Genomic DNA, 24,459 nt, shown 5'->3' with positions numbered 1-24,459 from the left:
AAGGGAGGGGCCGGTTAGCCTCGCCGACGTGCCAGCACACTTCGAGCTCGACGACCTGACCCGGCCAGAGGTGATCCGACTCCTGGAGGAGCACCTCGAGGACATGTACGCCGCGAGCCCGGCCGAATCGGTGCACGCACTCGACCTCGAGGCTCTGCGAGCGCCAGGGATCAGCTTCTGGTCGGCCTGGGAGGAGACGGAGCTCGTCGCCTGCGGTGCGTTGAAGTCGCTCGGCGACGGCGACTACGAGCTCAAGTCGATGCGCACCACCGCGGCCGCCCGTGGCCGTGGCATCGCGACCGCGCTGCTTCGTCACCTCGTCGAGCAGGCGAGGTCACGAGGTGCCGGCCGGTTGCTCCTGGAGACCGGCACGGAAGATCTCTACGAGCCTGCCCGGCGGCTCTACCGAGGCAACGGATTCACCGAACGGCCGCCGTTCGGCAGTTACGTGCTCGACCCTAGCTCGGTCTTCTTCGAGCTCTCGCTGTAGCCCTCGAGCGCCACCGGATCACGCCGGAACAGCAGGTCGTCCAGCGCGAGCTTGGTGCGGCGCAGGAGGATCAGGAAGACCGCGATCGCGAGCCAACCGAGGTCGCGGAACGTGTCGGCGAGGTAGGCAGGATCTGCCGACGCGCCGCCCCCACCGAAGCAGCCGCAGTCGATGTCGAGCCCGCGCACCCACGCCGAGGTGATCCCGAGGAGGAACGAGCACAGCCCGAGCGCGACCGCGACCGCCGCTGTGCGGGTGAACAGTCCGAGGACCAGCATCGCCCCGAGGATGATCTCGGCGATCGGCATCGCGATGGCGTACGTCGCAGCGAGCTGCCACGGCAGGAGCTGGTAGCCACGCACCGCCTGCTCGGTGATCGTCGGCTCGGGAAGCTTGGCGATGCCCGCGGCCAGGAACACGAAGCCGAGGTAGAGGCGCCCGGCCAGACCGACCCACCCGAAAATGTCGGCGCGCGTCCTCATGAGAGCACCACCCAGGAGGTGCGCAGGGCGCCGAGCACGACGAACGCCGCGACGACCGCATAGCCGGCCCACAGCACCGGTGCCGGCGAGATCCCGTCCCGGATCTCACGCCGCACGAACCACAACCCAAGCGCGAGCACGACCGCGGAGACCGCGACCAGCCCGACGACGTACCAGACCTCGTTCACCTCGCCAGCGTGCCACAGCCTGCACCCGCGTTCACCGCTGCGACCCCCACCCTCAGCCCATCTTCAGCCTCGGCGGGTGACTTCTCAGGAAATGGGTACGGCGGGGAGCTCCGCACGGGTCACTGACACGTGACCACAGCAGAACTCCCCGCCGTATCGCGGGAGTTCGAGCTCAGCCCTGGAGGGAGATCCCGAACTGTACGTTTCCGGTGTCGTCCATACCGGCGTCGAGCACCTTGTCGTCGAGCTCAGCGGCGGCGCCCTGGTCGAGGAAGACTCGCGCGCCCTCCTGCTCGATGACCTGGTCGTCGGCCTCTGCGGTCGGGACAAGAGCAGCGCTCAATGCACCGTCGGATTCTCCACCCGAGGCGAGCCGGAGACCGGCGCCCTCGGACTGCTCCGCGATGGAGCGGACGATCGTGGTGGCGTTCTCGGTCAGCTGAAGCATGTCGAGATCTTCCATGTTGGGTACGGCGTACTCGCTCCACCATTCCTCACCATCCAGGCTCGTTCAAGCCTGCGGGGCTCCGGCATGGCGCCGGATCAGGCCTCCCAGCCCTGCGGACGAAGCTTCTTCGGGAGCTTCGAGACGATCGTGGCGTACGACTCGTCGACCGCTTCCAGGATCTCCTCGTCGGGGATCGCGCCACCCCATGCGAGGTCGTTCCACCCCGATCGTCCGATGTAGCCGGTCACCCGCACATCGTCGGGATAGCGCAGCAGCCACTCGTCGGCGACCTCCCGGCTCGCTCCGCACTTCAACCCGACCGCGGCGGCGCCGAGGAAGGCGAAGATCTTCCCGCGCTCGCCGGGCCCGACCTTGATCACCGGATGCTCGTGCTCCCACGGGTTGTCCGGCCAGGCGCCGGGCTTGGCGAGACAGTAGGTCTCCAGCGACTTCACGTCCATGGGCGGCTCATCCTGCCACCGACTGACGCTGCCGTGCCTCAGCCCAGGTCGGCGCCGTAGACCTTGGTGACGGCGATGGTGATGAGCACACGCCGGTCGCTGACCATGACCTCGCGATACTCGTCCCAGTCGGGGTGCTCGCCGGTGCCACGACGGTAGTAGTCGACGAGCGCGTCGACCTCGGGGCTGTCGGGGGAGGCGCCAGGACCGGTGAGCGTGACGGTCCCCTCGGCGGTTGCCCAGGATCGCCCGCCCGGACCATCGACCTCGATCGCCGCTCGCGGGTCGCGACGGAGGTTGTTGGTCTTCACGAGCCCTTCACGCGTGGAGATCAGGATCTCGCTGCGCTCACGGTCGTAGTGCTGCCACACCGGCGAGAGCTGTGGCACTCCGCTGCTCTTGATCGTGGCCAGGATCCCGTGGCGGGTGGTGGCGAGCAGGTCGTGCGGATCGAACCTCATGTGAAGCCTCCTCAGTGATCGTTGTCATCTAGAAGGCGTCAGGACGCGACTTCGTTCCCGTACACGGAATTCAGAGGTGCGAGGAGCGCGGGTCGGCTAGGTTGCCGAGAACCTGCCTTCGAAGGAGACCCCCATGCGTGCACTGATCGGGCGGATTCTGGTGACGATGGGGCTGATGTCCCTGCTCGTCGCCGCCCCCGCCATCCCCGCGAGCGCGGCCGAGGACGACATCCTCGACCGCCTCCTGGCCATCGACGGCGTCAGCCTGATCGAGGAGAAGCCCGTCGAGGGCTATCGCTACTTCGTGCTCAACTTCACCCAGGCGGTCGACCACCGCAAGCCCCACGGCGCCACCTTCCAGCAGCGCTTCACCGTGCTGCACAAGGACACCGCCCGCCCGACGGTCTTCCACACCAGCGGCTACGGCGTCTCCACCAACCCCGGCCGCAGCGAGCCGACCCGGATCATCGACGGCAACCAGGTCTCGATGGAATACCGGTTCTTCACCCCGTCTCGTCCCGACCCGGCCGACTGGGACGACCTCGACATCTGGCAGGGCGCCAGCGACCAGCACGCGATCTACGAGGCACTGAAGCCGATCTACGGTGCCAACTGGCTCTCCACGGGTGGCTCCAAGGGCGGCATGACCGCGACGTACTTCGAGCGGTTCTACCCGCGCGACATGGACGGCGTCGTCGCCTACGTGGCCCCGAACGACGTGGTCAACGGTGAGGACTCCGCCTACGACGAGTTCTTCGAGACGGTCGGCACCGAGGACTGCCGCGACCGCCTCAACGGCGTGCAGCGCGAGGCGCTCGTGCGTCGGGAGGCCTTGAAGGCGAAGTACGCCGACCTGGCCGCCGCCGAGGACTACACCTTCACCACCGTCGGCAGCCTCGACTCCGCCTACGAGATGGTCGTGCTCGACTTCGTCTGGGCCTTCTGGCAGTACGCCGGCACGGGGGAGTGCGGCAACATCCCTGCTGACGCGCCGGCCGCCAGCGACCAGGAGATCTGGGACGCGATCGACTACTACTCCGGCTTCAGCTTCTACACCGACCAGGGCCTGAGCCCCTACACGCCCTACTACTACCAGGCAGGCACCGAGATGGGCGCCCCGACGATCGGCTTCCCGCACATCGAGGACTCCCTGATCCGCTACGGCTACCAGTCGCCGCGCAGCTTCGTGCCGCGCGACATCGAGATGCGCTTCGACCCCTCCGCGATGCGCGACGTGGACTCCTGGGTGCGCAAGCACGCCGACCAGATGCTCTTCGTCTACGGCGAGGCCGACCCGTGGGGTGCCGAGCGCTTCCGTCCGGGCAAGACGACCCATGACTCCCACGTCTTCACCGCCCCGGGCATGAACCATGGCGCCAACGTGGCCGGGCTCGTCGCCGACGAGCGTGACCTCGCCACCGCCCGCATCCTGGAGTGGGCCGGGGTCGCGAGCAACGCGGTCGAGGCCGACGAGGCGAAGGCCGAGCCGCTCGCGGCGTACGACGCGAAGCTCGACAAGCGCGACCTCAAGCGCGAGCCGACGTTGCGCTGACTCTGATCGAGACCGGTTCTGATCCAAGCCGACGGCGCTGCGTCCCTGGAGCTCCAGGGGCACAGCGCCGTCGGTGTCTCTGCGATCAGAGCGAGAGCACCCGCAGGACGAGCGCCGCGACGGAGACGACGGTGAGGGCGATCGTGGGCACCGCACCCTTGGCGTCGCCGGCACGCACATGGGTGATGATGGCGCCGACGAAGTAGAGCGCGAGCGCGCCCGCGGCGGCGATGCCGAGAGCTCCGATCCAGTTGCCGACGACCAGGCCGACGGCGCCGAGCAGGAGCAGCGAGCCGAGGACCGGGACGTACTTGGCTGCCACGCCGAGCCCGCCCAGCTGCTCGACCATGGCTGGCTGCCTGGCCACCTTGGCCGCCCCCGAGGCCATGCAGGCGAGCGCGAGCAGGGACGAGACGACGATGTACGCGATGAACACGCGTGGACTCCTTAGGACAGGCCCGCACCAGCGGGCGATCACGAGGGGCCGGCCGATCGGCCGCCACGCCCAGAGTCTGTGGGCCGGAAGACAGAGTTGCAACTGGCACCGTAGCAACTTACTCTGAGTAAGTGACGATCCCTGACATGCAGGTCGACGAGAGCTCCTGTGCCGCCTTCCAGCGCACGCTCGAGCGCGTCGGACAACGATGGTCAGGGGCGATCCTCTTCGCCGCCGTGGGCGGCGCCCGTCGTTTCGGGGAATACCGTCGCGCGGTCGAGGGCATCTCCGACCGGATGCTCGCCCTGCGCCTCAAGGAGCTCGAGCGCGACGGATTCATCGTGCGCGAGGTGATCCCCTCGACGCCGGTGCAGGTCCTCTACCGCCCGACCCCCGCCGGCGCCGAGCTGATCGCCGCCCTCCAACCGCTGGAGGAGTGGGGGAACACCCACCTGCCGGAGCTGGTCGAGCGGGAGACGAACGCCGGGCGATGACCGGCTCGTCCGGAGGATCCTCACTAGAGTGAGCCCCCGTGAGCGACGAGGCGATGCGGATCCCCGCGTTCATCCGATACTGGACGGCCTCCGCGACAGGCTCGTTGGGTACGGCCCTCTCGACCGTCGCGATCCAGGTGCTCGTCGTCGAGGTGCTCGTCGCGACGCCCGCGGAGGTGGGTGTCGTCAACGCCGCCAGAGTGCTGCCGTATGCGCTCTTCGGGGTCTTCGCCGGAGTCCTGATCGACCGGGTGCGACGTAAGCCGCTGCTGGTCTGGTCGAACGCGGCCCAGGCAGTGGTGCTGCTCGCCATCCCGACGCTGTGGCTGACAGACATGCTCTCGCTGCTCATGGTCGCCGGCGTGCTCTTCGTGGTCGGGGCGCTCTCGGTGCTCGAGGTCGCCGCTCGCCAGTCGTTCATTCCTCGCCTGGTGCCACGGAGCGCACTCCTCTCGGCCAACGCCCGCATCGACCAGGGCGACACCGTCGCACTCACCTCCGGGCCGGCTCTGGGTGGCGGTCTGGTCGCGCTCGTCGGAGCACCGCTCACCGTCCTCGTCGATGCGGTCACATGTGTGCTCGGCGCGGTGATGAACGCGCGCGTACGCGTCGACGAGCCCGCACTGCCGCGTCGGCCGAGCGCACCGTCCGACGTGGTGCGCGACATCGCCGACGGCGTCGCCTTCGTCTACCGCCATCGCACCGTCGCCCCGCACGCGGTCTCCACCCATGTCTGGTTCGCGGGCAATGCCGTTGCGGTGACGGCGTTCGCGCCGTTCGCACTGCGCGAGATGGGGCTCGGTGCGGTGGCGTACGGCATCCTGCTGGCGTTCACGGGCGTGGGCGGGTTGATCGGGTCGCTGCTCGCGGTGAGAGCCGGGCGTCGCCTCGGCGCGGGCGGCGCGATGGTGCTCGGTGTCGTCGTGGCGCCGGTGGCGTGGGGCGCCACGGCGCTGTCGCCGCCGACGATGCTCGGCGTCATCGCGCTCGGCGCGGCTCAGCTGGTGGCGGGCTTCGGGATGGGCGTCGAGAACGCCAACTCGCTGGGATATCGACAGGCCGTGACCCCGGACGAGATGCAGGGCAGGATGAACGCAACCATCCGGTCCGTGAATCGCACCTGTGCTGTGGTCGGCGCCTTGACCGGTGGACTGGTCGCCCAGCTGCTGGGACTCCGGTCGGCGCTGTGGGTGGCGGTGGCGCTGTTCGTCGTGGCTACCGCGGTGGTTCTCTGCTCACCGTTGCGCTCGGCACGTCACCATGCCGGGACCGATTAACCCCTTGTCTTCGAGCGCACTCGAAGCCATAACCTCACAGATATGGACCTTGGACTCCACTACTTCACCTTCACCCACCCCGAGTGGGAGACCACGCTCGCCGACAAGCTGACCGAGACCGCGCGGATCGCTGACCAGGGTGGGGTCAGCCTGCTCACCGTGATGGACCACTGGTTTCAGATGGAGCAGGCGGGCGGGCCGTTCGAGCCGATGCTCGAGGGCTACACGACGCTGGGATACCTGGCCGGGATCACCGACAACGTACGCCTGAGCCTGCTCGTCACGGGCGTGACCTACCGGCACCCCGGGCTGCTCGCCAAGACCGTCACCACCCTCGACCGGCTCTCGGGTGGCCGGGCGCTGCTGGGGATCGGTGCGGCGTGGTACGAGCGTGAGCACCAGGGCCTCGGCGTGCCCTACCCGCCGACCGCTGAGCGGTTCGAGCGCCTCGAGGAGACCCTCGAGGTCTGCCGTCAGATGTGGTCGGACAACGACGGCGCCTACGACGGCAAGAACTACCAGCTCGCCGAGACGATCTCGCTGCCGCAGCCCGTCAACGGGTCGGTGCCCGTGCTGATCGGCGGGGGAGGGGAGAAGAAGACGCTGCGCCTGGTCGCGAAGTATGGCCAGGGCTGCAACCTCTTCGGCGCCCCTGGCGAGGAAGGCGTCGCGACCGTCAAGCACAAGCTCGAGGTGCTGCGCGGCCACTGCGACGACCTCGGCACCGACTACGACGCGATCGAGAAGACGATGCTCTACCAGGGCCCCGCCGTCGAGGATCCCGACGCCTTCTTCAAGGACATGGAGCAGTACGCAGCCCTCGGCATCAGCCTCGTCGGGCTGATGCCCACGCCCTACGTCGACCCGGTCCCGTGGGCCACGTCGGCCGTCGACCTGGTGCCGCGGTTGAAGGAGATCTGAGGTTCGCGAAGGCCATGCCTCGGAGGGACCTCAGAGCGTGAGCAGCCGCAGGACGAAGGCCGCGGCGGCAACGGCGATGAGCACCGTTGCAGGTGAGGCGTTCTTGAAGTCGCCCAGACGCGTGTGGGCCAAGGTCGCACCGACGAAGTAGATCGTCAGTGCGATCCCCGCCGCGACGCCGACCGGACCGACCCAGTTGCCGACGACGAGCCCGATCGCGCCGAGGATGAGCAGGGCTCCGAGGACGGGGAGCTGCCTGCGGGAGACGCCCAGGCGCCCCATCTGCTCGACCATGCCCGGCTGAGCGGTCACCTTGTAGCCACCGAAGACCAGACAGACGAGGGCCAGGAGGGATGAGACGACGACGTACGCGTTGAACACTCGGACTCCTTCGAGCTGCCCGCGCGACGGGCTGGGGGTTGCCGGCCACGACGACCGGCAACCGTGGAGTCTGTCGTTGTTGTGCCCGGCAGCCAAGCCTGACGCGCGCAGGAGATGCGTCGCGGTCTCGTGACGACGCCCACGTCAGCACGCCAGGAGGTGCCGGATCCGGTCGAGTCGAGCGGCCCGTTCGCGTCGGGCGTCCAGTGCCTCCTCCACAGTGACGTCGACGAAGCGTACGCCGGCGTTGGGCTGCATCTGACCGATCCGGTCCATGTCGGCGCTGATCACCGTGCCGACCATCATGTAGCCACCGCCCGAGACCGCGTCGCGGTGCAGCACGATCGGCTCCTTCCCGGACGGAACCTGGACAGAGCCGATGGGATAGCAGGCGTCGACGATGTTCGAGGGGTCGTCGCCGGCCCCGAAGGGCGGGGTGCGTGGCACGAACTCGAGCGGGGTGCCGCCCTTGAGGCGATAGCCGATCCGGTCCGCCTCGGATCCGACGGTCCAGGTCTCGCCGAGGAAGGTCTCCATCGAGTCAGGGGTGACGCGGTGATCGTAGAGTCCGCGCACCATCCGCAGCTCGTGCTCCTTGCTCAGCGGCATCCGCAGCTCGTCGGGCAGCTGCCTGTCCGTAGGCGGCACGGAAGCGGCACGCCCGACGGGCAGCACGTCGCCGGCCTGCAAGGGTCGACCATCGAGCCCGCCGAGCGCGCCCAGCGCGTAGGTTGACCGGCTGCCGAGCGCCTCGGGCACGTCGATGCCACCGGCGACGGCGAGGTAGGCGCGGGCACCGCCCTGGGCGAACCCGAACGTAAGCGTCTGTCCTGCTCCGACTGCGATGACAGCGTTGGTCGGCTGTGCCTCGCCGTCGATCGAGGGCATCATCTCGGCCCCCGTGACCGCGATGTGGGTCGCGTCGCTGAACGTCAGCTCCGGGCCCATCAGGGCGCACTCGAGCACTGCGCCGCCCTCGTCGTTGCCGACCAGGAGGTTCGCCGCTCGGGACGACAGCTGGTCCATCGCCCCCGACGGCGGGATGCCCAGGTGGTAGTAGCCCGACCGTCCCCGGTCCTGCACGGTGGTGAGCAGACCGGGTTTCTTGACGTCAATCTTCATCGAGAGCCTCCAGCATCCGTGCGGGGTAGCCCGCGGGGTCGGCCTCGAACTCGGCCAGGGAGAACGTCACCGGGGCGGTTCGGAGGGTGTAGTCGTTGCGCTCGACCGCGGCGAGGATCTCGTCGTACTCGGCACGGTCGATGGGCCGGTAGGTGACGATGTCGCCGGGCTTGAAGAAGATCGCGAACTCTGAGAGGTGATCGCTCTTGTGCTCGGGGTCGTAGATCGGCACCGGTGTGACCCCGAACATCTGATAGCCGCCGGCGCCTCGTACGGAGTAGATGCAGCTGAAGCTGCCGCCGTATCCGACCGTCTGCTTCGGGGTGTCGGTGCGCGGGGTCAGATACTTCGGCACCTGGATCTGCTTGTCCCGCTCGACCATCTGATACATGAACGGCAGACCCGCGACGAAGCCGACCATGGAGACGAACCACGGGGTCCCGGAGTGCGCCTCTATGAAGGAGTCGACGTCGGCGTATCCGTTGATCCGGGCCGCGTACTCGATGTCGGTCGAGCTGGGGTCCTGGTGTCGTTCCCGGAACCGCATCAGGGTCTCGTGGGTCCATGGGTCCTGGTAGTAGACGGGGATCTCGACGATCCTTGTGTCCAGGGTGCTCTCGCGGTCGCCGATCCGGCTCTCGATCTCTTCGAGCACCGCCTGGAGCCGTCGTACGTCGAGTACGTCCGGGTCGAAGCGCACCTGGAAGGACGCGTTCGCCGGGCAGATCTCGGTGACGCCGGCAAGACTCCGGGCGGAGAGCTCGTTGGTGATGAGCAGGCCACGGAAGAACGCGTCGAGAGACATGCTCTCGGAGAGCTCGACGAACAGGTGTTCGTCTCCGCCGAGGGTGTAGCGGGTCGATGTCGTCGTGGTCATGACTGGGACTCCATCCACTGCTCGATCCACGTCGTGTGGAGGTGGTTGTCGAGGACGTCGCTCTGGTCCAGCAGGCGCCCGAAGAAAGGCAGTGTCGTCGCGGGGCCGGAGAGCTCGATCTCGTCCAGCGCGCGTCGCAGTCGGGCCAGGGCGAGGTCGCGCGTCTCGGCCCGCACGATCAGCTTGCCGATCAGCGAGTCGTAGTAGGGCGGGATCGTGTATCCCGGGTAGGCCATCGAGTCGATGCGTACGCCAGGACCCAGCGGCCACACCAGCGACTCGATCCTGCCCGGCGCCGGCATGAAGTCGCGGTCAGGATCCTCGGCGTTGATCCTGATCTCGATCGCGTGGCCCCCGACACGGATGTCCTCCTGACGGTAGGGGAGCCGATGGCCGCCTGCCACCAGGAGCATCGCCTGGATCAGGTCGACGCCGCAGACTTCCTCGGTGATCGGGTGCTCGACCTGGATCCGGGTGTTCATCTCGATGAAGAAGAAGTCGTCCGTCGCCTGGTCGTAGAGGTATTCGACGGTGCCGGCGCCGGAATAGCCCACGGCCTCGGCGAGCGCCACCGCCGAGGCGCAGATCCGCTCTCGCACCTCGGGGCTGAGTGCCGCGGCCGGGGCCTCTTCCCAGACCTTCTGCCGGCGCCGTTGCAGCGAGCAGTCCCGCTCGTAGAAGTGCACGGCGCGGGTGCCGTCACCGAGGATCTGCACCTCGATGTGGCGTGCCTTGTCGATGAAGCGTTCGAGGTAGACGCCACCGTCGCCGAAGGCTGCCTCCGCCTCCTGCTGGGCGCTGGCCATGCCGGCCACCAGCTCGGCATCGTCATGGGCGACCCGGATGCCCCGGCCACCGCCACCGGCGGCCGCCTTGATGAGCACGGGGTAGCCGACCTCGGCAGCCGCTGCCACGCCTTCCTCGGGGCTGCGGAGGAGGCCGGCGCTGCCTGGCACGACCGGCACCCCGGCCGATCGGGCCGTGGCGATGGCCGCTGCCTTGTGGCCCATCCGCGCGATCGTCTCGCTGCTGGGCCCGACCCAGATCAGACCGGCGTCGGTGACGGCCTGGGCGAAGGCCGAGTTCTCCGCGAGAAAGCCGTACCCGGGATGAACGGCGTCAGCGCTCACCTCCTTGGCGGCCGCGAGCAGCGCCTCCCGGTTGAGATAGCTCTTCCGGGCATGAGCGCCGCCGACGTTGACGGCCTCGTCCGCCAGCCGTACGGCCAACGAGTCGGTGTCCGCGTCGCTGTGAGCCGCGATGACCGTGATGCCGAGCTCCTTGGCCGCCCGGATCGTACGCACCGCGATCTCGCCACGGTTGGCGACCAGGAGGCGTGAGATGCCGCTCATCACGCCTCCTCGACACGGATCAGGACCTGCCCGACGTCGACGGGATCGTCGGTCTCGACGCAGATATCGACGACGGTGCCGGACACCTCCGCAGTGACGGGGCTGAACATCTTCATGACCTCGACCAGGCCGATCGTGTCGTCGGCTGCGACGTTCGCGCCGACAGTGACGAACGGCGGATGCGAGGGCGACTCGGTGGCGTAGAAGGTGCCGGGGATAGGAGAGATGACTTCGTGGATCGTGCTCATACTGATCGTCCTTCTGTCCTGCTGGCTGCGCTGGCTGATCCGGTGGGGGAGCGAGGTCTGTCGGTCACGGTCGTCAGGTGGCGAAGGAGATCACCTCGATACCGGCGTCATCGAGTGCGTGGCGGGTGCGCGTCATCAGCTCGACGGCGCCGCGGGTGTCGCTGTGGAGGCAGACCGACTCGAACTCGATGCCGACCGTCGACCCGTCCACGGCGCCGACCGTGCGCTGCTGGCACGCCTGCAGCACCTTGGCCGCCACCCGGTCTGGGTCGAGCATGCCGACGTCGCGGGTGAACACGATCGTCCCGTCGGGTCCGTAGTCGCGGTCGGCGTAGAACTCACGGACGACCGGCTGGTCACGCTCCTGCGCCGCCCGATGGATGACGGTGCCGTCCATGACCAGGATCGGCAGCTCGGCGTCGACCGTCTGCAAGCCGTCGACCAGCGCTGTGGCGAACTCCTCGTCGCGGGCGGCGTGCATGTAGAGCGCGCCGTGCAGCTTGAAGTGCTGCAGAGGGGTGCCGTTGAGCCTGGCGAACTCGCGTACGGCGCCCAGCTGGTAGAGGCAGTCGGCGACGAGCTCGGTGGACGTCGCGTCGATGTGCCGGCGCCCGAAGCCGACCAGGTCTCGGAACCCGGGGTGCACGCCGACACCCACGCCCTGCTCCTTGGCGAGGCGTACGGACCGGGCGATGGTGCTCGGATCGCCGGCGTGGAAGCCCGCTGCGACGTTGATCGAGCTGACGAACCTCATCATCTTGGCGTCGGTGTCGTCACCGAACATCCACGCTCCGAAGCCTTCGCTCATGTCGCAGTTGATGTCCACCCGAGTCTTCACGGCCGCGTCCTCTCGCTCATTGCGACGACCCTAGGAAAGGACGGGTGCATCAACAAGATCAATGATTCGATACCGTTGTATCGAAAAATCAGAACCATGTCCGTGCCGATGCGAGCACGGGGTCAAGGCAGGGGAGCGATGTCCTTCTCGATCAGGCAGCTGCGCTACTTCGTGGCTGTCGCGGAGGTCGGTCAGGTGAGTGCCGCGGCGAAGGAGCTCTTCATCTCGCAGTCCGCCGTCACCTCGGCGATCCAGGACATCGAGAAGCAGCTGGACCAGCCCGTCTTCGTGCGTACGTCACGAGGCGTCCGCCTCACCGACACCGGCACGACCCTGCTGCCGAAGGCGCGCGAGATCCTCCGGATGGTCGAGGAGGCGGCCGAGGTGGCGAGCGCCGACACGACCCGGCACGGGGTCCTGAGGGTCGGGGTGAGCTACACCGTCATGGCCTACTTCCTGCCGCAGCACATCCAGCGACTCACCGCGCGCTACCCGAACCTCGAGGTGTCCTGGTTGGAGATGGACCGCGTCGACGCGGAGCGCAGGCTCGCCGACGGGGAGCTCGACTTCGCACTGCTGCTCACCTCCAACCTCCGCAGTCCCGAGCTCATGCACGAGACCTTCGTCCACTCCGTGCGGCGTCTGTGGATGGCGCCCGGGCACCCGCTCGCCGACCTCCCGCAGATCCGCCTCGCCGACGTCGCACAGCATCCCTATGCGCTGCTGTCGGTGGACGAGGCCGACCGTACGACGCGCTCCTACTGGGGCTCGCTGTCGCCCAAGGTCTTCGTCAAGACCACGTCGATCGAGGCCGTACGCAGCATCGTCGCCAACGGCAACGGCGTGACGATCCTGTCCGACATGGTCTACCGGCCCTGGTCGCTGGAGGGGAAGCGGATCGAGACGGCCATCGTCAGCGAAGCCGTGCCGGACATGCAGATCGGGCTCGCCTGGCCCAAGGGTGCTCGGTTCACGCCGGGCATGACGACGCTCTACGACTACTTCCACGGACAGTTCAACACGCCCGGCCTGCCCGGCTGACACGTCGGAGGGTCGCGGCGATGGTCCCACGGGTCTCGGCGGGGTCGATGACGTCGTCGATCTCGAACATACGTGCGGCATTGAGCGCGCTGGCCTGCTTGCGGTAGTCCTCGGTGAGCGCGGCGACCCGTGCCTCGCGCTCGTCCTGGGGGAGTGCGGCGAGCTCGGCGGCCATCGCGAGGCGTACGGCGCCCTCGAGGCCCATCGGACCCAGATGCGCGTCGGGCCAGGCGACGGTGAGCAGCGGACGGTGGGTGCTGCCACCGAGCATCGCCTGCGCGCCCAGCCCGTAGCCGCGGCGCAGGACCACGCCGACCAGGGGAGTGGTGAGCCTGGCACCGGCAGTGACCATCCGCGACGCGTGGCGGACCAGGCCGCCGCGCTCGGCCTCGGGGCCGACCATGAAGCCCGGGGTGTCGACGAGCGACATCACCGGGAGGTCCCAGCGCTCGCAGAGCGCGAGGAACTCGGCGCCCTTGACCGAGGCGTCGCTGGTCAACGCACCGGCCAGGTGCGTCGACTGGTTGGCGATGACGCCGACCGCGATCCCGTCGACGCGGGCGAACGCGGTGACGAGCTCGGGCGCGAAGGCCTCGCGGAGCCAGACGACCGATTCGAGGTCGGCGAGCGCCTCGACGACCGGGCGTACGTCGAAGGCCTCACGGTCGTTGTGGGGGAGAAGCGTGCGCAGGTCGGTCTGGTCACCGGCTTCGCCTCCCTCGTCGTTCGGCTCGAGCAAGGAGAGGATGGTGCGCGCGGTCTCGACCGCTGCCGCCTCGTCCTCGACGAGCACGTCGACGACCCCGTTGGCGCTCTGCTCCTGCATCGGGCCGATCTCCTCCGGCGTGAAGCTGCCGAGGCCGCCACCGGCGATCATCGCCGGGCCGGCCATGCCGAGGTTGGCGTCGGGGGTGGCGATACGCAGGTCGGCGCAGCCGGCCAGGACCGCGTTGCCGGCGAAACAGCGTCCGGAGACGACGGCGATCCGCGGCACCACACCCTCGAGCTCGCCCCAGAGCGCGAACGACCCGACGTCCAGCGCGGAGACCAGCGGGATGTCCGTGTCGCCAGGGCGCCCGCCGCCGCCCTCGGTGAAGAAGACAGTCGGCAGCCGCATCCGAGCGATGATCTCGATGAGCCGGTCCGACTTGCGATGGCCACGCATGCCCTGTGTCCCCGCCATCACCAGGTAGTCGTAGGACAGCACGGCGATCGGCTTCCCGCCGACGGTCGCGGTGCCGCCGACGATCCCGTCGGCGGGCGTCTCGACCACGAGATCCGCCAGGTCGCGTCGCTGTTCCTGGGCCGCGGTGATGAACCGTCCGTACTCCACGAACGACCCGGGGTCGACCAGGTCGGCGATGTTCTCCCGAGCCGTACGCCGCCCCTTGGCATGCCAGCGGGCGACCTTCTCGGGTCGCGCCGCGTCCGTGGTCAGGAAACGCCGTGCGTAGAGCTCGCTCAGACCTGTAGCGGGGGAGTCATCAGTCACGGGCACATGCTGCCACGTGCCTGACCACGCACGTCACGACCTGGCGGTCACCACATCCGCAGCAGAGCGGTGAAGCCGACCGCCACCCCGACACACAGCACCAGTGGCAGCCGGCGCCAGAGCATCACGCCGGCGACGGCCACCCCGACGGTGTGCGCCCCGACCGACCACGTACGTTCGTGGGCCAGGACCGCGGTGAGCACCAGGGCGCTGAGCAGGGCGGGCGCCATCAGTGCGATCACCCTGTTGAACCAGCCCGGAAGGCCGCGGCCGCCGAGCAGCACGGGCCCGAACCCCTTGATCACGGCGGTCAGCACCGCACACGCGATGATGAGCACCCAGATCTGGTTGTGCGACAGCGTCATGCCGGCTCCCGTGTCATCTCCGGCCTCCTGAAGAGACCGACCAGTGCCACCGCACTCGCGGCCAGGACAGGTACGCCGGGCGGTGCGAGAGGCACGAGCGCGAGCGCGACGACCCCGCCGCCGATCGCGACCCACCGGGTGGCGCGGTCACGCAGCTCGGCGATCAGCAACGCGAGGAAGAACGTCGGATAGATCGCGTCGAGCCCGAGCCGGTCCGGGGATCCGAGGGCATCGCCGAACACGGCACCGACCACGGATCCGAGCGTCCAGGTGAGGTATTGCGGCGCCGTCGTGCCGAACAGCAACCACCTGTCGAAGGTGCCGTCGCCGCGGTTGGCCAGCGCCCAGGAGGCGTCGACCACGGCCTGCCCCTGAGCGGCCCGCTTGACCGGGCCGCCCGGCAGCGAGGGCGCGAGCGCGATGCCCATCGCCAAGAAGCGCGAGTTCATCAGGCTGGCTGCGGCGAGCGCAGCGGGCACGCCGCCACCGCCGGTGACCACCGAGAGCATCGCGAACTGGGCTGAGCCGGCGAACACGATCACCGAGGTGACGATCGCCTGCGCCGTGCTGAATCCGGCCTGTCGGGCGAGCACGGCGAAGGAGAGGCTCAGCACGAACCCCACGAGGGCGAACGGCACCCCCAGCCGCAGACCCCACAGGAACGACCTCCGCTGATCGGTCACAGGGGAGCAGAGCTCGGCGTGGGGCGTACGTGGTCACCGGACGTGACCCGCGGGCCACCCATCAGCACGTTCTCAGTCACGCTCGGAGCCTAGGGGAGCGGGCGTGGTCTTGCTGACGGTTGTCCATCGGGCTCCTTCGACCGGTGGGACACACTGGGTCCATGGACCCTGAGAGTGCGCGGCGCTCGGCCGCCGTCGTCGGAATGGCCACACTGCCGATCGGGGCGGCGATCCTCCTCGCGCCGGACAGGGTGGGGAGAGCCTTGATGCTCGGCGACCACCCTGTGGCGCTGCGCGTGATCGGCGCCGCCGACCTGGCGCTGGTGCCCGGCCTGCTGGCGGGGCGGCGCAGGCTCCCGTGGATGGCGGCCCGCGCCGGGCTCAACGTCGCGATCGCGGCGTACTGCCTGCATCTCGCGCGGCGCGAGGGCAACCTCGGGCCCAAGGTCGTGGTGCCGGCCCTGGCGATCGCAACAGCTGCGGATGTACGGACGATCCAGGCTCTACGCCGCACCGCCGTCGGGACGTAGCACCCAGCTCGAGCTCGCCGCCCGTGGTAACTTTCCGCGATGCGAAAGGTGCTGGCGTTCTCGGTGGTGTACCTGCTGGCGGGCAGCGTCTGGTTCCTGCGCACCGGCAACAGTGAGTTCGTCATCTACGTGCTCGTCATCGCCGTCTTGCTGGCCGGCCTCGTGTGGCTGCAGCGTACGGCCCGCTTCCCGACCTGGATGTTGTGGGGCTTCTCGCTCTGGGGCTTGATGCACGTCCTCGGCGGAGGCGTGGTGATGGGGGAGCACGTGCTCTTCGCCCAGCGCATCTTCCCGCTCGTCGACCAGGGTGGCGACTTCTACATCCTCAAGTACGACCAGGTGGTGCACGCCTACCTGTACGGGCTGGTGGCCGTGATGGCTCTCCACGTCCTGCGCCAGGTGTTCGGAGCCCGAGGCCCCGCGGCGGCGCTCGCCGTCACGGCGGTGCTGGTCTCACTGGGGGTCAGCTCGCTCAACGAGCTGATGGAGTTCCTCATCTCGCTCAACATGGACAACGGCGTCGGGGGCTACGACAACACGATGCTCGACTTCGTCTCCAACTTCACAGGCGCAGTCGTCGCCACCACGGTCTGCACGATCATCCGCTCACGCCGGTCGGGGGAGGTCCTCGAACCCGTGGGGTGACGACCACGGTGCGACGGCGCCGTGGTCGTAGAAAAACGAGTTGTGTCACCGCGCGAGTCGACGATCATGTGCGGGGTGAGCCAACTTTCCTCAGCCTCGCTCGATGGTGTCCCAGGCCCGCAGGTAGTGACCCGGCTGCTTCGCGAGCAAGCTCCACATCTGGCCGACCTGCCCGTCCGATCGATCCACTCATCCGGGAGCAGCAACTGGGTCTTCCGCATCGGAGACACCCTGGCCATCCGGTTGCCTCGGTCGGACGACTACGTCGCGGACCTTGCGAGCGAGGTGCGCTGGCTGCCCCGCCTCGCGCCCGATCTGTCAGTTGCGGTCCCCGACATCGTCGTCGTTGGCCGGCCCAGCGAGACCTTCCCACGGCCGTGGGCGGTGGTCTCCTGGGTGCCAGGCGACCTCCCGCTCGAGCTGGATGACTCGCAGCAGGCTCTCCTGGCAGGGTCCTTGGGTGCCTTCCTCCAGAGCCTCCACGAGATCGGCACCACCGACGTTCCGGCCGGCCCCGAGCACTGGGGCTACCGCAGCGGTGAGCCGGTGACCGACACCATCGACCGATGGGCCGATCATGCGGCTGAAGAGCTGGCGGACCTGTTCGACCCCGTCAGCGTTCGTGAGGCGTGGCGGCGTTTGCGAGACGTCCCGTCCGCCACCGAATCCGCCTGCTGGGTGCACGCCGACCTGTCCGAGGAGAACCTCCTGGTTCACCATGACGGGCGGTTGGCCGGAGTGATCGACTTCGGGGGCATCGGCGTCGGTGACAGGTCCGTGGACATGCTCTACGCGTGGAGCATCTTCGAAGCTCCTGCTCGCGAGCTGCTCCGGATCGCGTCCGGGGTCGACGACGAGACCTGGACCCGAGCCCGCTCGTGGGGCTTTGTCGGCCCAGGCCTGCTCACCATCGCCGGCTATCGGCACACGATGCCTGCCCGGGTCGAGCGCCTCACCTCGATGGTCGAGGCGATCGCGGCCGAGGTCGACATCCAGCTCCGGTGAAGACCTGGCGATGGCTAGCTGTGCACAGTCCAGCCTCGCCGCGGGAGATCAGCGTGGCGGGCCCGCCAGGTAGTAGGTCTTGAGGGGGAGTCCGGTGAACCCGACCGCCTCATAGAGCGCTCGGGCCGGCGCATGCCCTGGGTCTCCACCGGTGGCTACGTTGACGAGGTCCAGACCCTGACCATGAAAACGGTCGATGGCGAGCTCCATGAGCCGTCGGGCGTGACCGTGCCGCTGGTGGTCGGGGTGCACGGCGATCATGTCGACGACACCTACAGACTCTGCCTGGTCCTGCAGGAGAACTGCGAAGCCAACAGGCTGGTCGTGCTCCGTGACCACGACATAGGTCTCAGTGTCTTCGTTCAGGCAGTTGGCCCGCACTGCGGTGGCTTGGGCGGTTTGCCAGTCGGGCCGGTACATGTGGTCGAAGATGATCGTGCCGAGGACGTTCTCGAACGAGACGAACACGGGCTCCCACGCCAGGAGCGAAAGCTCGACGACGGCGTCAAGGTCACGGTCCTGGAAAGCGCGGATCCGAGGGAAGTCAGTGCTGGGGTGCTTGGGCATACGAATGCTCCGTTCCGGGTCGAAGAAGATCGACGCGTTCGCGTCGAGCCTGGGACGAGGGAGCGGCGGAGCGGTCAGGTGAGACGGTGCTCGCCGCTCAGGAGCGGCGGGTGCGCCCGGCAGCGAAGCAGCAGAAAGAGTTCATGGGCGCGATGCTAGACCGTGTCGTTGCGCCGGGCCACTTGTTTCGGCTGGCTCGGGTTCGCCGTGGCAGACGGGGTAGTGGATCGGTCGCAAACCCGTGATTGCATCTGATGCGATACGCGGAACCTGACATAATGTGCATTATCGGCGCTATCTCAAGGTGTAGGTATGGCCGTCTCTCGCAGCACTTCACGCGCTGGTGAGAGCAGCACGGCGTCGCGGGTGTCGGCGGCAGTCGCCTTCACGTAGATGCCGGTCGTCTTGAGATCTTCGTGGCCGAGCAGGCCCTGAACGGCCGGCACGGGTACGCCGGATCGGATCAGTCCTTTGGCGGCGCTGTGACGAAATGCGTGCGCAGCTTCGCCAGGTTGCTTCGGGGCGGCAGCGAGCCGGATCCAGGTCTCCACCAGATGGTTGAGCGCCCCAGGGAGCAACGGCTTGGCCGAGGTGAGCAGAAACAGGACATCGCTGGGCGCTGCGGCCCCGAAACGGGCCTCACGCTCTGCCAGATAGGCGTCGACCGCATCCACGGCCTCTGGCGGCAGGGGCAGGTTGCGCTGCTTGTCGCCCTTGCCGATCACCTGCACGAGCGTCTCTCCGTCGGGTTCGCGCCTGATGGATCCGACGCAGAGACCGCACAGCTCCGCAGCACGTACGCCGGTGGTGACCAGCACCGCGAAGATCGCTCGATCACGAGCCGGCCAGCGACGCCGGTCGGTGCCGTCGCGGGGCGTCGAAGCGGCACGCGCCAGGCGGCGCAGCTCGTCGACGCTCCATCCGGCAGGCAGCCGGCTCGGCCGCTCGGGAGCCTCGATGCGCAGCGTGGGATCCCCCAGCAGGTGACCTTCGAGCTGCAGCCACTGGGTGAACAGCCGAAGCGTGCCGACACGACGCTGACAGGTCGCCGCGGCGGAGCTTTCCCGCAACGACCGGTAGGCGATGCGTACGTTCTGATCGGTCAGTGCGGAGATCGGAACGCGTTTCAGCGCGTCGGCCTCGGCGTCGCCGCCCGCGTCGACATGCAGCTGTCGCGCCCATGCGGTGAGGTCCTGACGGTAGGCGTCACGCGACCTGTCGTTGAGACCGCGCCGGGTCAGCGTCGCTCGATCGGTGAGGAATGCCTCGACGACATCGCGGAACACCACCTCGTCAGCTACGCTCACAGTCCCCTACTTTACAGCCTATTCGAACATTTCTGCGATAGGGGGTACTATCGCGGAAATCGATGGTCACCGCGATCGGGACGCGCTTTGATGGGGTCATGCTCGACGACATCCGCACGCTCGCGCTGCTCGCCGCGACCATGACCACCGGTCTGATGGCGGGCTACTTCGGCCTCTACGCCCACACCATCATGCCGGGCCTGAAGTCGGCCGGCGACCACGTCTTCATCGCGTCGTTCCAAGCGCTCGACCGGGCGATCATCAACCCGTGGTTCATGGTGAGCGGCTTCCTGGGCTCGCTCGTCTTCACCGCGGCGGCGACCGCGCTGAGCCTCGGCTCCGAGCAACGCAGTCTGCTGCCGTGGGCGGCGGGAGCGCTCGTGCTCTACCTGGTCGCGTTCGTGACCACCATCGCCGTGCATCTCCCCCTCAACGACGCGCTGAAGGCGGCCGGTCCCCCGGACCGCATCACCGACCTCGCCGGCGTGCGCGCGGCGTTCGACGAGACGAGGTGGGTCCGCTGGAACGTCCTGCGCACGCTCACGACATCGGTCGCATTCGTCTGTCTCGCGTGGAGCCTGGTGCTCCAGGGGCGCCTCGCCGGCTGACTCCCCCGCGCGCCGGTCAGATCGCTACGCCGAGGATCAGCGCGAGCACGGCGAGCAGGGGCACGACTCCCTGCTTGAGCGCGGCGCTGCGCTTGTCGGGCGAAGCGACGAACAGCACGGCGGCGGCTGCTGCCATGGATCCGACACCGGCGAGCATCAGCGCCGTGCCGGCTTCTGTGGCGTCGAGGGCGAACAGGATCATCCCCACCGCGGTGACGATCGCCAGGAACAGGTTGTAGAACCCCTGGTTGAACGCGAGCTCCCTGGTGGCCTCGGCCTCGGCGGCACTGGTGCCGAACACCGCCCGCGTCTTCTCGCTCGTCCAGGTCAACGACTCCATCACGAAGATGTAGACGTGCAGCAGCGCGGCCACCGCCGCGAGGACCAACCCGACAACGACCATGAGACGAGACTAGCCGAGCCGCACGGGGAACAGCTCGGTGCGAGCGACAGCGGCGTCGCGCTCAGCCGTGAGGGACGTACGTCGGTTGTCGCCCAGGTAGGCGTCGAGGGCACTCCGGCCGGGGAAGCGGAAGAGCTGGACCTCGTCGGGCTGCCCGGGTGAGCCGGTGGTCAGCGCTCGCTGCACGACCTCTCCCCCGTGCTCCTCGACCAGTCGGAGCACCGTGTCCTCATAGGCGTGCAGCGCTTCGGTGCGGCCGTCGTGGGCCCACAGCAGACAGCACAGCTCGATCGACTCCTCGCTCATGGCTCGACGCTAGCGTGCCGCACAGGAGATGCAGGTGCGCGCCGTCGGCCGTGCCTCGAGGCGACCGTCTCCGACTGGTCCCCCACAGACTTCGCAGACGCCGTAGGTGCCCGCGTCGAGCCGCTCGAGCGCGGTGGAGACCTCCTCGAGACGGCGACGCGCATCGCGCACCAGCGCCTGCACCTGGGAGCGTTCGAAGGCGATCGTGGCGCCCTCGGGATCGTGCTCGTCATCGGCGTTGGTGTCACGCGAGGCGGCCACGACGGCGTCGAAGTCGCTGGTCAGCCCTGCGAGCCGGGCGACCGCGTGGCGGCGTTCGGCCTCGAGACGCTCGCTCGCCCGGTCGATGTCATCGGAGTCGTCGATGGTGAACCCCCTCCTCAGTCGAAGACCGACCAGCAGATCTCGTTGCGGATGCGCTGGTCGTCGAGCACGAGCTCACGCACCTGCTCGGGCAGCTTCTCACGCTGCCAGCGGCACTCTCGCCGACCTGATTCGTCGGCCTCCCCTGGAGACGCCGCGCCGCGCACCGCCTTGATGGCGTACGCCGCCGCACCCAGGTCATGAGCAGCGACATGGGCGACGACGCCGGCCTGGCCGGCAGCGTACGCGGCGTTCCTGGCTGCTCCGGTCAACGGCCGTGCCGCCCCCATGGCGTGCCCGCCGAACGCGCGAGCTTCCATCATCGTGAGCTCGCCACGGGTCCAGGCGCGAGCCGCCTCGATCGCCTGCCGTGGCCTCGGGTCATCCGGGGCGACCGCCTCGAAGAGGGGCAGCACGTGCTCTGCGCAGGTCGCAGCCCACAGCGCGAGCAGCCGGTGGTCGTCGTCGCTGAGCGTGCCGCCGCGGCGGATCGTCACCAGGCGTGGGTCGCGCTCCTTCGACAGGATCATGCGTCTCCTTCACCAGGCTCGGGCCGGTCGGGGCCGGGGCCGCCCGGGTGCAGGAGATCGTAGGCGGCCGACACCTTCTTCGGCACGCACAGGCGCCAGGCGTCGACGACGAGCTCGCACGCCTCGACCGGGTCGAGGGTGGCCAACGACGACTCCACCCAGTTGAACCGCATCTCCGACTCGCGAGGCTGGTGGAATCTCTCCGGTTCGCTCGCGACCAGGGCGGCGCGCTCCTCCTTCGGGAACCCGAACCCCATCTCGGTCTCGTCCAGCGAGAAGGCGACGTAGACGATCGAGCCGACACGGAACTTCAACCGGTTGCGCACGAAGACCTCGTAGGACCGCTCCAGGCTCGAGCCGAGCCAGCGGACGTCCTCGACGGTTGCCATGCTTGGAGCGTAGGCGCGTCGGCGCGCGACGGCACCCGAGTTTCGGGCGGCTGCACCGGGCGCGTGGGGGATCATGGCGCCATGGCAGAGAAGGCGGACCTGAAGAAGACCCTGGACTGCTTCCGGGCGCGCCGGGGCGAGTTCCGGGTGCTCGAGGTGCCACCACTCCCCTACCTGATGATCGACGGACACGGTGACCCGAACGCGGGCGGCGAGTACGCGGACGCGTTGGCGACGCTCTACCCGGTGGCGTACAAGCTCAAGTTCGCCAGCAAGAGCGCGGGTCGCGACTATGTGGTGCCGCCGCTGGAAGCGCTGTGGTGGGCCGAGGACATGGACACGTTCACAACCTCGCGTGACAAGTCGCAGTGGAGCTGGACCGCTCTGCTGATGACGCCGGACTGGATCACCGCACAGATGTTCGAGGAGGCGGTCTCGGCGGCGGGCGCGAAGGAGCCGCCCGCGAGCCTCGACAAGATCCGCTGGGACACCCTCGAGGAAGGCACCTGCGTGCAGACCCTGCACGTCGGTCCGTACGACGACGAGGGCCCGGTGCTCGCCGAGCTGCACGATCGGTTCGTGCCGGAGCACGGGCTGCGGATGACCGGCAGGCATCACGAGATCTATCTCAGCGATCCACGCCGCGTCGAGCCCGCCAAGCTGCGCACGATCCTGCGCCAGCCGGTCGCGCCGGTGTAGGTCCGGAAAAATCTCGGTGTACAAGTGTGGACTGAAACCCTTGTCAGCGTGAGTGCAGTCACATTACTCTGCAGTAACTCGGGACGAGGTGGTCCCCGCTAACGAGGAGAAATCCCCCATGCCGCACGGTGCAGCTCGGATGTTCGTCAATCGCCCCCGCAGGAAGGCCACCCGAATTCTGGCCCTGACGCTGGCCGTCGCCGCGGTCACGCCGGCCTCCCTCTACGCCCCCGCGCGAGCTGCCGACAGCGAGACCAGCGCCGTCTCGCGCGGCGTCGAGATCCCCGAGTTCTACAACCCTCCGGCAGAGCTTCCCGGCGCCAACGGTGAGCTCGTACGCAGCGAGCCCCTCCCCCTCGGCGCGGGTCTGTCGATCCCGGGTGTCGGCTCGCTCCCGGGCACCGCCACGCGTGTCATGTACAAGACGACCGACAACAGCGGCGGGCCCGCCGCGGTGACCGGTGCCTATATCGAGCCGTTCGCGGAGTGGAAGGGTGACGGCGACCGGCCCCTGGTGGTCGTTGCGCCCGGCACGATGGGGCAGGGCGACCAGTGCTCGGCCTCCCTCGGGCTGGAGCACCCGATCTTCTTCAACGGCAAGACCGTCTCGGTGGGCTATGAGGACATCGGCGTCTACCGCCTGCTCGCGCGCGGCGTGGCCGTGATGGTGACCGACTACGTCGGCCTGGGCGCCACCGACCGGCTGCACACCTACGTCGACCGTGTCGACGAGGGGCACGCCGTGCTCGATGCGGCACGTGCCGCGGTGAAGGTGCCCGAGGCCTCGGTGACGGAAGGGTCTCGGGTGGGGCTCTTCGGTTACAGCCAGGGTGGCGGCGCGACGGGGTCGGCCTCCGAGCTGCGCGAGGCGTACGCTCCGGAGGTCAACCTCGTCGGTGCCTACGTCGGTGCGCCGCCCGCCGACCTGCGGGCGACCGCTGCCGGCATCGACGGGTCGGCGCTGGCGGGTGCGTTGGGCTGGACGATCAACGGCCTGGCCCAGTCCTACCCCGAGCTGCAGCCGATCCTCGACGAGAACCTGAACGAAGGCGGCGGCGGCGCGCTCGAAGACCTCTCGACGGCCTGCGTCGGCGACGCTATCGCCAGCTACCCGTTCCAGCGGAGCACCAGCTGGACCAAGACCGGCGAGAGCCTCGACCAGATCATCGAGCGCGAGCCCGCGGTGCAGGAGATCATGGCCGAGCAGAAGCTCGGCAACCGCACGCCGGAGGTGCCGGTGCGCGTGGCCACCGGCATCCAGGACGACATCGTGCCGCACGAGCAGGCTCGTCAGCTCGCCGTCGACTGGTGCGGTCAGGGCGCCGCGGTGACCTACCAGCCCATCGTCCTGCCCAACCTGGGCGACAAGCTGATCACCAACCACATCGCCCCGCTGCTGGCTGACCAGACCGCGGCGATCGACTGGCTCACCGGGCTGGTCGGTGGCGATGCTCCGGCTGCCTCCAACTGCGCGACGCTGCCCAACCAGCTGTAGGTC

Annotated in this window: 34 protein-coding genes; 12 read left to right on the top strand and 22 right to left on the bottom strand. The window is 68.6% G+C overall.

Features of this window, described 5'->3' with window-relative positions; genetic code table 11:
- The first annotated feature begins 28 nt into the window (after positions 1 to 28).
- Positions 29 to 490 carry a GNAT family N-acetyltransferase gene (locus FB381_RS12675; RefSeq protein WP_211352411.1) on the top strand — a complete coding sequence of 154 codons (462 nt, stop codon included), beginning with the start codon at positions 29 to 31 and terminating at the stop codon, positions 488 to 490.
- On the opposite strand, the gene FB381_RS12670 is transcribed toward FB381_RS12675, so the two are convergent.
- The 5 genes from FB381_RS12670 to FB381_RS12650 form a co-directional block, all read right to left on the bottom strand.
- Positions 445 to 972, bottom strand: a complete 528-nt coding sequence (locus tag FB381_RS12670; protein ID WP_141780616.1) for a DoxX family protein — start codon at positions 970 to 972, stop codon at positions 445 to 447. The genes FB381_RS12675 and FB381_RS12670 overlap by 46 nt on opposite strands.
- Complete coding sequence (locus tag FB381_RS12665; RefSeq protein ID WP_141780615.1) at positions 969 to 1,160, bottom strand: hypothetical protein; 192 nt, start codon at positions 1,158 to 1,160, stop codon at positions 969 to 971. Before FB381_RS12665 ends, FB381_RS12670 begins: the two co-directional genes overlap by 4 nt.
- Positions 1,161 to 1,332: 172 nt before the next feature.
- Positions 1,333 to 1,608 (bottom strand): Fe-S cluster assembly protein HesB, encoded by a 276-nt coding sequence (locus FB381_RS12660; RefSeq protein WP_141780614.1) that lies wholly within the window; start codon positions 1,606 to 1,608, stop codon positions 1,333 to 1,335.
- A 95-nt stretch (positions 1,609 to 1,703) separates the two neighbouring features.
- Positions 1,704 to 2,069 carry an MmcQ/YjbR family DNA-binding protein gene (locus tag FB381_RS12655; protein ID WP_141780613.1) on the bottom strand — a complete coding sequence of 122 codons (366 nt, stop codon included), beginning with the start codon at positions 2,067 to 2,069 and terminating at the stop codon, positions 1,704 to 1,706.
- A gap of 38 nt (positions 2,070 to 2,107) precedes the next feature.
- Positions 2,108 to 2,530 carry a PPOX class F420-dependent oxidoreductase gene (locus FB381_RS12650; protein WP_141780612.1) on the bottom strand — a complete coding sequence of 141 codons (423 nt, stop codon included), beginning with the start codon at positions 2,528 to 2,530 and terminating at the stop codon, positions 2,108 to 2,110.
- A 133-nt stretch (positions 2,531 to 2,663) separates the two neighbouring features.
- On the opposite strand from FB381_RS12650, the gene FB381_RS12645 reads away from it, so the two are divergent.
- The gene (locus FB381_RS12645) at positions 2,664 to 4,082 is read left to right on the top strand and encodes an alpha/beta hydrolase family protein (protein WP_141780611.1); all 1,419 of its coding nucleotides are present in this window, start codon (positions 2,664 to 2,666) and stop codon (positions 4,080 to 4,082) included.
- An 85-nt stretch (positions 4,083 to 4,167) separates the two neighbouring features.
- On the opposite strand, the gene FB381_RS12640 is transcribed toward FB381_RS12645, so the two are convergent.
- Positions 4,168 to 4,518, bottom strand: a complete 351-nt coding sequence (locus tag FB381_RS12640; protein ID WP_141780610.1) for a DoxX family protein — start codon at positions 4,516 to 4,518, stop codon at positions 4,168 to 4,170.
- Positions 4,519 to 4,649: 131 nt separating this feature from the next.
- Between FB381_RS12640 and FB381_RS12635 the strand changes: the two genes are divergently transcribed.
- The 3 genes from FB381_RS12635 to FB381_RS12625 are packed head-to-tail and all read left to right on the top strand — an operon-like array spanning position 4,650 to position 7,210.
- Positions 4,650 to 5,012: a winged helix-turn-helix transcriptional regulator gene (locus tag FB381_RS12635; protein WP_211352410.1), complete on the top strand. Its 363-nt coding sequence runs from the start codon at positions 4,650 to 4,652 to the stop codon at positions 5,010 to 5,012.
- A gap of 38 nt (positions 5,013 to 5,050) precedes the next feature.
- Entirely contained in the window at positions 5,051 to 6,289 is a 1,239-nt protein-coding gene (locus tag FB381_RS12630; RefSeq protein WP_141780609.1) for an MFS transporter, read from the top strand.
- Between the two features lie 42 nt (positions 6,290 to 6,331).
- Positions 6,332 to 7,210: an LLM class F420-dependent oxidoreductase gene (locus tag FB381_RS12625; RefSeq protein WP_141780608.1), complete on the top strand. Its 879-nt coding sequence runs from the start codon at positions 6,332 to 6,334 to the stop codon at positions 7,208 to 7,210.
- A 30-nt stretch (positions 7,211 to 7,240) separates the two neighbouring features.
- Here FB381_RS12625 and FB381_RS12620 read toward each other — a convergent pair whose 3' ends face one another.
- The 6 genes from FB381_RS12620 to FB381_RS12595 form a co-directional block, all read right to left on the bottom strand.
- Positions 7,241 to 7,591, bottom strand: coding sequence for a DoxX family protein (locus FB381_RS12620; protein WP_170225143.1), 351 nt, complete (start codon positions 7,589 to 7,591; stop codon positions 7,241 to 7,243).
- Between the two features lie 144 nt (positions 7,592 to 7,735).
- A complete protein-coding gene (locus FB381_RS12615; protein WP_141780606.1) occupies positions 7,736 to 8,713 on the bottom strand; it encodes a 5-oxoprolinase subunit C family protein in 978 nt (325 codons plus the stop codon).
- On the bottom strand, positions 8,703 to 9,590 hold the full coding sequence (locus FB381_RS12610; protein WP_141780605.1) for a 5-oxoprolinase subunit B family protein: 888 nt from the start codon (positions 9,588 to 9,590) through the stop codon (positions 8,703 to 8,705). Before FB381_RS12610 ends, FB381_RS12615 begins: the two co-directional genes overlap by 11 nt.
- Positions 9,587 to 10,942, bottom strand: coding sequence for an acetyl-CoA carboxylase biotin carboxylase subunit (locus FB381_RS12605; RefSeq protein WP_141780604.1), 1,356 nt, complete (start codon positions 10,940 to 10,942; stop codon positions 9,587 to 9,589). The genes FB381_RS12610 and FB381_RS12605 overlap by 4 nt, the downstream gene beginning before the upstream one ends.
- Positions 10,942 to 11,190: an acetyl-CoA carboxylase gene (locus FB381_RS12600; protein ID WP_141780603.1), complete on the bottom strand. Its 249-nt coding sequence runs from the start codon at positions 11,188 to 11,190 to the stop codon at positions 10,942 to 10,944. Before FB381_RS12600 ends, FB381_RS12605 begins: the two co-directional genes overlap by 1 nt.
- Positions 11,191 to 11,263: 73 nt before the next feature.
- Positions 11,264 to 12,028, bottom strand: coding sequence for a 5-oxoprolinase subunit PxpA (locus FB381_RS12595; RefSeq protein ID WP_141780602.1), 765 nt, complete (start codon positions 12,026 to 12,028; stop codon positions 11,264 to 11,266).
- A 138-nt stretch (positions 12,029 to 12,166) separates the two neighbouring features.
- Here FB381_RS12595 and FB381_RS12590 point away from each other — a divergent pair, with 138 nt between their 5' ends.
- Positions 12,167 to 13,069: a LysR family transcriptional regulator gene (locus FB381_RS12590; RefSeq protein WP_141780601.1), complete on the top strand. Its 903-nt coding sequence runs from the start codon at positions 12,167 to 12,169 to the stop codon at positions 13,067 to 13,069.
- On the opposite strand, the gene FB381_RS12585 is transcribed toward FB381_RS12590, so the two are convergent.
- Genes FB381_RS12585 through FB381_RS12575 form a run of 3 tightly spaced genes read right to left on the bottom strand, consistent with a single transcriptional unit; the run spans position 13,044 to position 15,609 of the window.
- A complete protein-coding gene (locus FB381_RS12585) occupies positions 13,044 to 14,561 on the bottom strand; it encodes an acyl-CoA carboxylase subunit beta (protein WP_141780600.1) in 1,518 nt (505 codons plus the stop codon). The genes FB381_RS12590 and FB381_RS12585 overlap by 26 nt on opposite strands.
- A 47-nt stretch (positions 14,562 to 14,608) precedes the next feature.
- Complete coding sequence (locus FB381_RS12580; protein ID WP_141780599.1) at positions 14,609 to 14,926, bottom strand: AzlD domain-containing protein; 318 nt, start codon at positions 14,924 to 14,926, stop codon at positions 14,609 to 14,611.
- Positions 14,923 to 15,609, bottom strand: coding sequence for an AzlC family ABC transporter permease (locus FB381_RS12575; RefSeq protein WP_141780598.1), 687 nt, complete (start codon positions 15,607 to 15,609; stop codon positions 14,923 to 14,925). Before FB381_RS12575 ends, FB381_RS12580 begins: the two co-directional genes overlap by 4 nt.
- A gap of 161 nt (positions 15,610 to 15,770) precedes the next feature.
- On the opposite strand from FB381_RS12575, the gene FB381_RS12570 reads away from it, so the two are divergent.
- From FB381_RS12570 to FB381_RS12560, 3 genes are all read left to right on the top strand, one after another.
- Positions 15,771 to 16,139 carry a hypothetical protein gene (locus tag FB381_RS12570; protein ID WP_141780597.1) on the top strand — a complete coding sequence of 123 codons (369 nt, stop codon included), beginning with the start codon at positions 15,771 to 15,773 and terminating at the stop codon, positions 16,137 to 16,139.
- Between the two features lie 39 nt (positions 16,140 to 16,178).
- Positions 16,179 to 16,784, top strand: coding sequence for a DUF2238 domain-containing protein (locus FB381_RS12565; RefSeq protein ID WP_141780596.1), 606 nt, complete (start codon positions 16,179 to 16,181; stop codon positions 16,782 to 16,784).
- Between the two features lie 126 nt (positions 16,785 to 16,910).
- A complete protein-coding gene (locus FB381_RS12560) occupies positions 16,911 to 17,789 on the top strand; it encodes an aminoglycoside phosphotransferase family protein (protein ID WP_211352409.1) in 879 nt (292 codons plus the stop codon).
- A gap of 48 nt (positions 17,790 to 17,837) precedes the next feature.
- On the opposite strand, the gene FB381_RS12555 is transcribed toward FB381_RS12560, so the two are convergent.
- Positions 17,838 to 18,356: a GNAT family N-acetyltransferase gene (locus FB381_RS12555; protein WP_141780595.1), complete on the bottom strand. Its 519-nt coding sequence runs from the start codon at positions 18,354 to 18,356 to the stop codon at positions 17,838 to 17,840.
- Positions 18,357 to 18,655: 299 nt separating this feature from the next.
- A complete protein-coding gene (locus FB381_RS12550) occupies positions 18,656 to 19,663 on the bottom strand; it encodes a tyrosine-type recombinase/integrase (protein ID WP_246088085.1) in 1,008 nt (335 codons plus the stop codon).
- Between the two features lie 98 nt (positions 19,664 to 19,761).
- Here FB381_RS12550 and FB381_RS12545 point away from each other — a divergent pair, with 98 nt between their 5' ends.
- Positions 19,762 to 20,271, top strand: a complete 510-nt coding sequence (locus tag FB381_RS12545; RefSeq protein ID WP_211352408.1) for an anthrone oxygenase family protein — start codon at positions 19,762 to 19,764, stop codon at positions 20,269 to 20,271.
- Positions 20,272 to 20,287: 16 nt separating this feature from the next.
- On the opposite strand, the gene FB381_RS12540 is transcribed toward FB381_RS12545, so the two are convergent.
- The 5 genes from FB381_RS12540 to FB381_RS12520 all read right to left on the bottom strand — a co-directional run bounded on the left by FB381_RS12540 (position 20,288) and on the right by FB381_RS12520 (position 22,262).
- Positions 20,288 to 20,674, bottom strand: coding sequence for a DUF1304 domain-containing protein (locus FB381_RS12540; RefSeq protein WP_141780594.1), 387 nt, complete (start codon positions 20,672 to 20,674; stop codon positions 20,288 to 20,290).
- Between the two features lie 9 nt (positions 20,675 to 20,683).
- Positions 20,684 to 20,980 carry a hypothetical protein gene (locus FB381_RS12535; RefSeq protein WP_141780593.1) on the bottom strand — a complete coding sequence of 99 codons (297 nt, stop codon included), beginning with the start codon at positions 20,978 to 20,980 and terminating at the stop codon, positions 20,684 to 20,686.
- Between the two features lie 9 nt (positions 20,981 to 20,989).
- Complete coding sequence (locus tag FB381_RS12530; protein WP_246088084.1) at positions 20,990 to 21,241, bottom strand: TraR/DksA family transcriptional regulator; 252 nt, start codon at positions 21,239 to 21,241, stop codon at positions 20,990 to 20,992.
- Positions 21,242 to 21,360: 119 nt separating this feature from the next.
- Complete coding sequence (locus tag FB381_RS12525; RefSeq protein WP_141780591.1) at positions 21,361 to 21,873, bottom strand: putative immunity protein; 513 nt, start codon at positions 21,871 to 21,873, stop codon at positions 21,361 to 21,363.
- Entirely contained in the window at positions 21,870 to 22,262 is a 393-nt protein-coding gene (locus FB381_RS12520) for an MmcQ/YjbR family DNA-binding protein (RefSeq protein ID WP_141780590.1), read from the bottom strand. The genes FB381_RS12525 and FB381_RS12520 overlap by 4 nt, the downstream gene beginning before the upstream one ends.
- A gap of 81 nt (positions 22,263 to 22,343) precedes the next feature.
- Here FB381_RS12520 and FB381_RS12515 point away from each other — a divergent pair, with 81 nt between their 5' ends.
- Both FB381_RS12515 and FB381_RS12510 read left to right on the top strand, forming a co-directional pair.
- Positions 22,344 to 22,961 carry a GyrI-like domain-containing protein gene (locus FB381_RS12515; RefSeq protein ID WP_141780589.1) on the top strand — a complete coding sequence of 206 codons (618 nt, stop codon included), beginning with the start codon at positions 22,344 to 22,346 and terminating at the stop codon, positions 22,959 to 22,961.
- Positions 22,962 to 23,079: 118 nt separating this feature from the next.
- Positions 23,080 to 24,456, top strand: a complete 1,377-nt coding sequence (locus tag FB381_RS12510; protein WP_246088083.1) for a lipase family protein — start codon at positions 23,080 to 23,082, stop codon at positions 24,454 to 24,456.
- The last annotated feature ends 3 nt before the right edge of the window (positions 24,457 to 24,459 follow it).

Origin of the sequence: Nocardioides albertanoniae (assembly GCF_006716315.1) — a bacterium.
GTDB lineage: Bacteria > Actinomycetota > Actinomycetes > Propionibacteriales > Nocardioidaceae > Nocardioides > Nocardioides albertanoniae.
The sequence above is the reverse complement of the archived record's forward strand: the minus strand, read 5'-3'. Positions and strand labels throughout refer to the sequence as shown.

Excerpts from the sequence above, each read along its gene's own strand:
- FB381_RS12520 (WP_141780590.1), bottom strand. The coding sequence starts at position 22,262 with ATGGCAACCGTCGAGGACGTCCGCTGGCTCGGCTCGAGCCTGGAGCGG.
- FB381_RS12660 (WP_141780614.1), bottom strand. The coding sequence starts at position 1,608 with ATGCTTCAGCTGACCGAGAACGCCACCACGATCGTCCGCTCCATCGCG.
- FB381_RS12510 (WP_246088083.1), top strand. The coding sequence starts at position 23,080 with ATGCCGCACGGTGCAGCTCGGATGTTCGTCAATCGCCCCCGCAGGAAG.
- FB381_RS12540 (WP_141780594.1), bottom strand. The coding sequence starts at position 20,674 with ATGGTCGTTGTCGGGTTGGTCCTCGCGGCGGTGGCCGCGCTGCTGCAC.
- FB381_RS12645 (WP_141780611.1), top strand. The coding sequence starts at position 2,664 with ATGCGTGCACTGATCGGGCGGATTCTGGTGACGATGGGGCTGATGTCC.
- FB381_RS12655 (WP_141780613.1), bottom strand. The coding sequence starts at position 2,069 with ATGGACGTGAAGTCGCTGGAGACCTACTGTCTCGCCAAGCCCGGCGCC.
- FB381_RS12590 (WP_141780601.1), top strand. The coding sequence starts at position 12,167 with ATGTCCTTCTCGATCAGGCAGCTGCGCTACTTCGTGGCTGTCGCGGAG.
- FB381_RS12610 (WP_141780605.1), bottom strand. The coding sequence starts at position 9,590 with ATGACCACGACGACATCGACCCGCTACACCCTCGGCGGAGACGAACAC.
- FB381_RS12535 (WP_141780593.1), bottom strand. The coding sequence starts at position 20,980 with ATGAGCGAGGAGTCGATCGAGCTGTGCTGTCTGCTGTGGGCCCACGAC.
- FB381_RS12555 (WP_141780595.1), bottom strand. The coding sequence starts at position 18,356 with ATGCCCAAGCACCCCAGCACTGACTTCCCTCGGATCCGCGCTTTCCAG.
- FB381_RS12670 (WP_141780616.1), bottom strand. The coding sequence starts at position 972 with ATGAGGACGCGCGCCGACATTTTCGGGTGGGTCGGTCTGGCCGGGCGC.
- FB381_RS12565 (WP_141780596.1), top strand. The coding sequence starts at position 16,179 with ATGCGAAAGGTGCTGGCGTTCTCGGTGGTGTACCTGCTGGCGGGCAGC.
- FB381_RS12525 (WP_141780591.1), bottom strand. The coding sequence starts at position 21,873 with ATGATCCTGTCGAAGGAGCGCGACCCACGCCTGGTGACGATCCGCCGC.
- FB381_RS12625 (WP_141780608.1), top strand. The coding sequence starts at position 6,332 with ATGGACCTTGGACTCCACTACTTCACCTTCACCCACCCCGAGTGGGAG.
- FB381_RS12650 (WP_141780612.1), bottom strand. The coding sequence starts at position 2,530 with ATGAGGTTCGATCCGCACGACCTGCTCGCCACCACCCGCCACGGGATC.
- FB381_RS12515 (WP_141780589.1), top strand. The coding sequence starts at position 22,344 with ATGGCAGAGAAGGCGGACCTGAAGAAGACCCTGGACTGCTTCCGGGCG.
- FB381_RS12570 (WP_141780597.1), top strand. The coding sequence starts at position 15,771 with ATGGACCCTGAGAGTGCGCGGCGCTCGGCCGCCGTCGTCGGAATGGCC.
- FB381_RS12580 (WP_141780599.1), bottom strand. The coding sequence starts at position 14,926 with ATGACGCTGTCGCACAACCAGATCTGGGTGCTCATCATCGCGTGTGCG.
- FB381_RS12615 (WP_141780606.1), bottom strand. The coding sequence starts at position 8,713 with ATGAAGATTGACGTCAAGAAACCCGGTCTGCTCACCACCGTGCAGGAC.
- FB381_RS12545 (WP_211352408.1), top strand. The coding sequence starts at position 19,762 with ATGCTCGACGACATCCGCACGCTCGCGCTGCTCGCCGCGACCATGACC.
- FB381_RS12600 (WP_141780603.1), bottom strand. The coding sequence starts at position 11,190 with ATGAGCACGATCCACGAAGTCATCTCTCCTATCCCCGGCACCTTCTAC.
- FB381_RS12605 (WP_141780604.1), bottom strand. The coding sequence starts at position 10,942 with ATGAGCGGCATCTCACGCCTCCTGGTCGCCAACCGTGGCGAGATCGCG.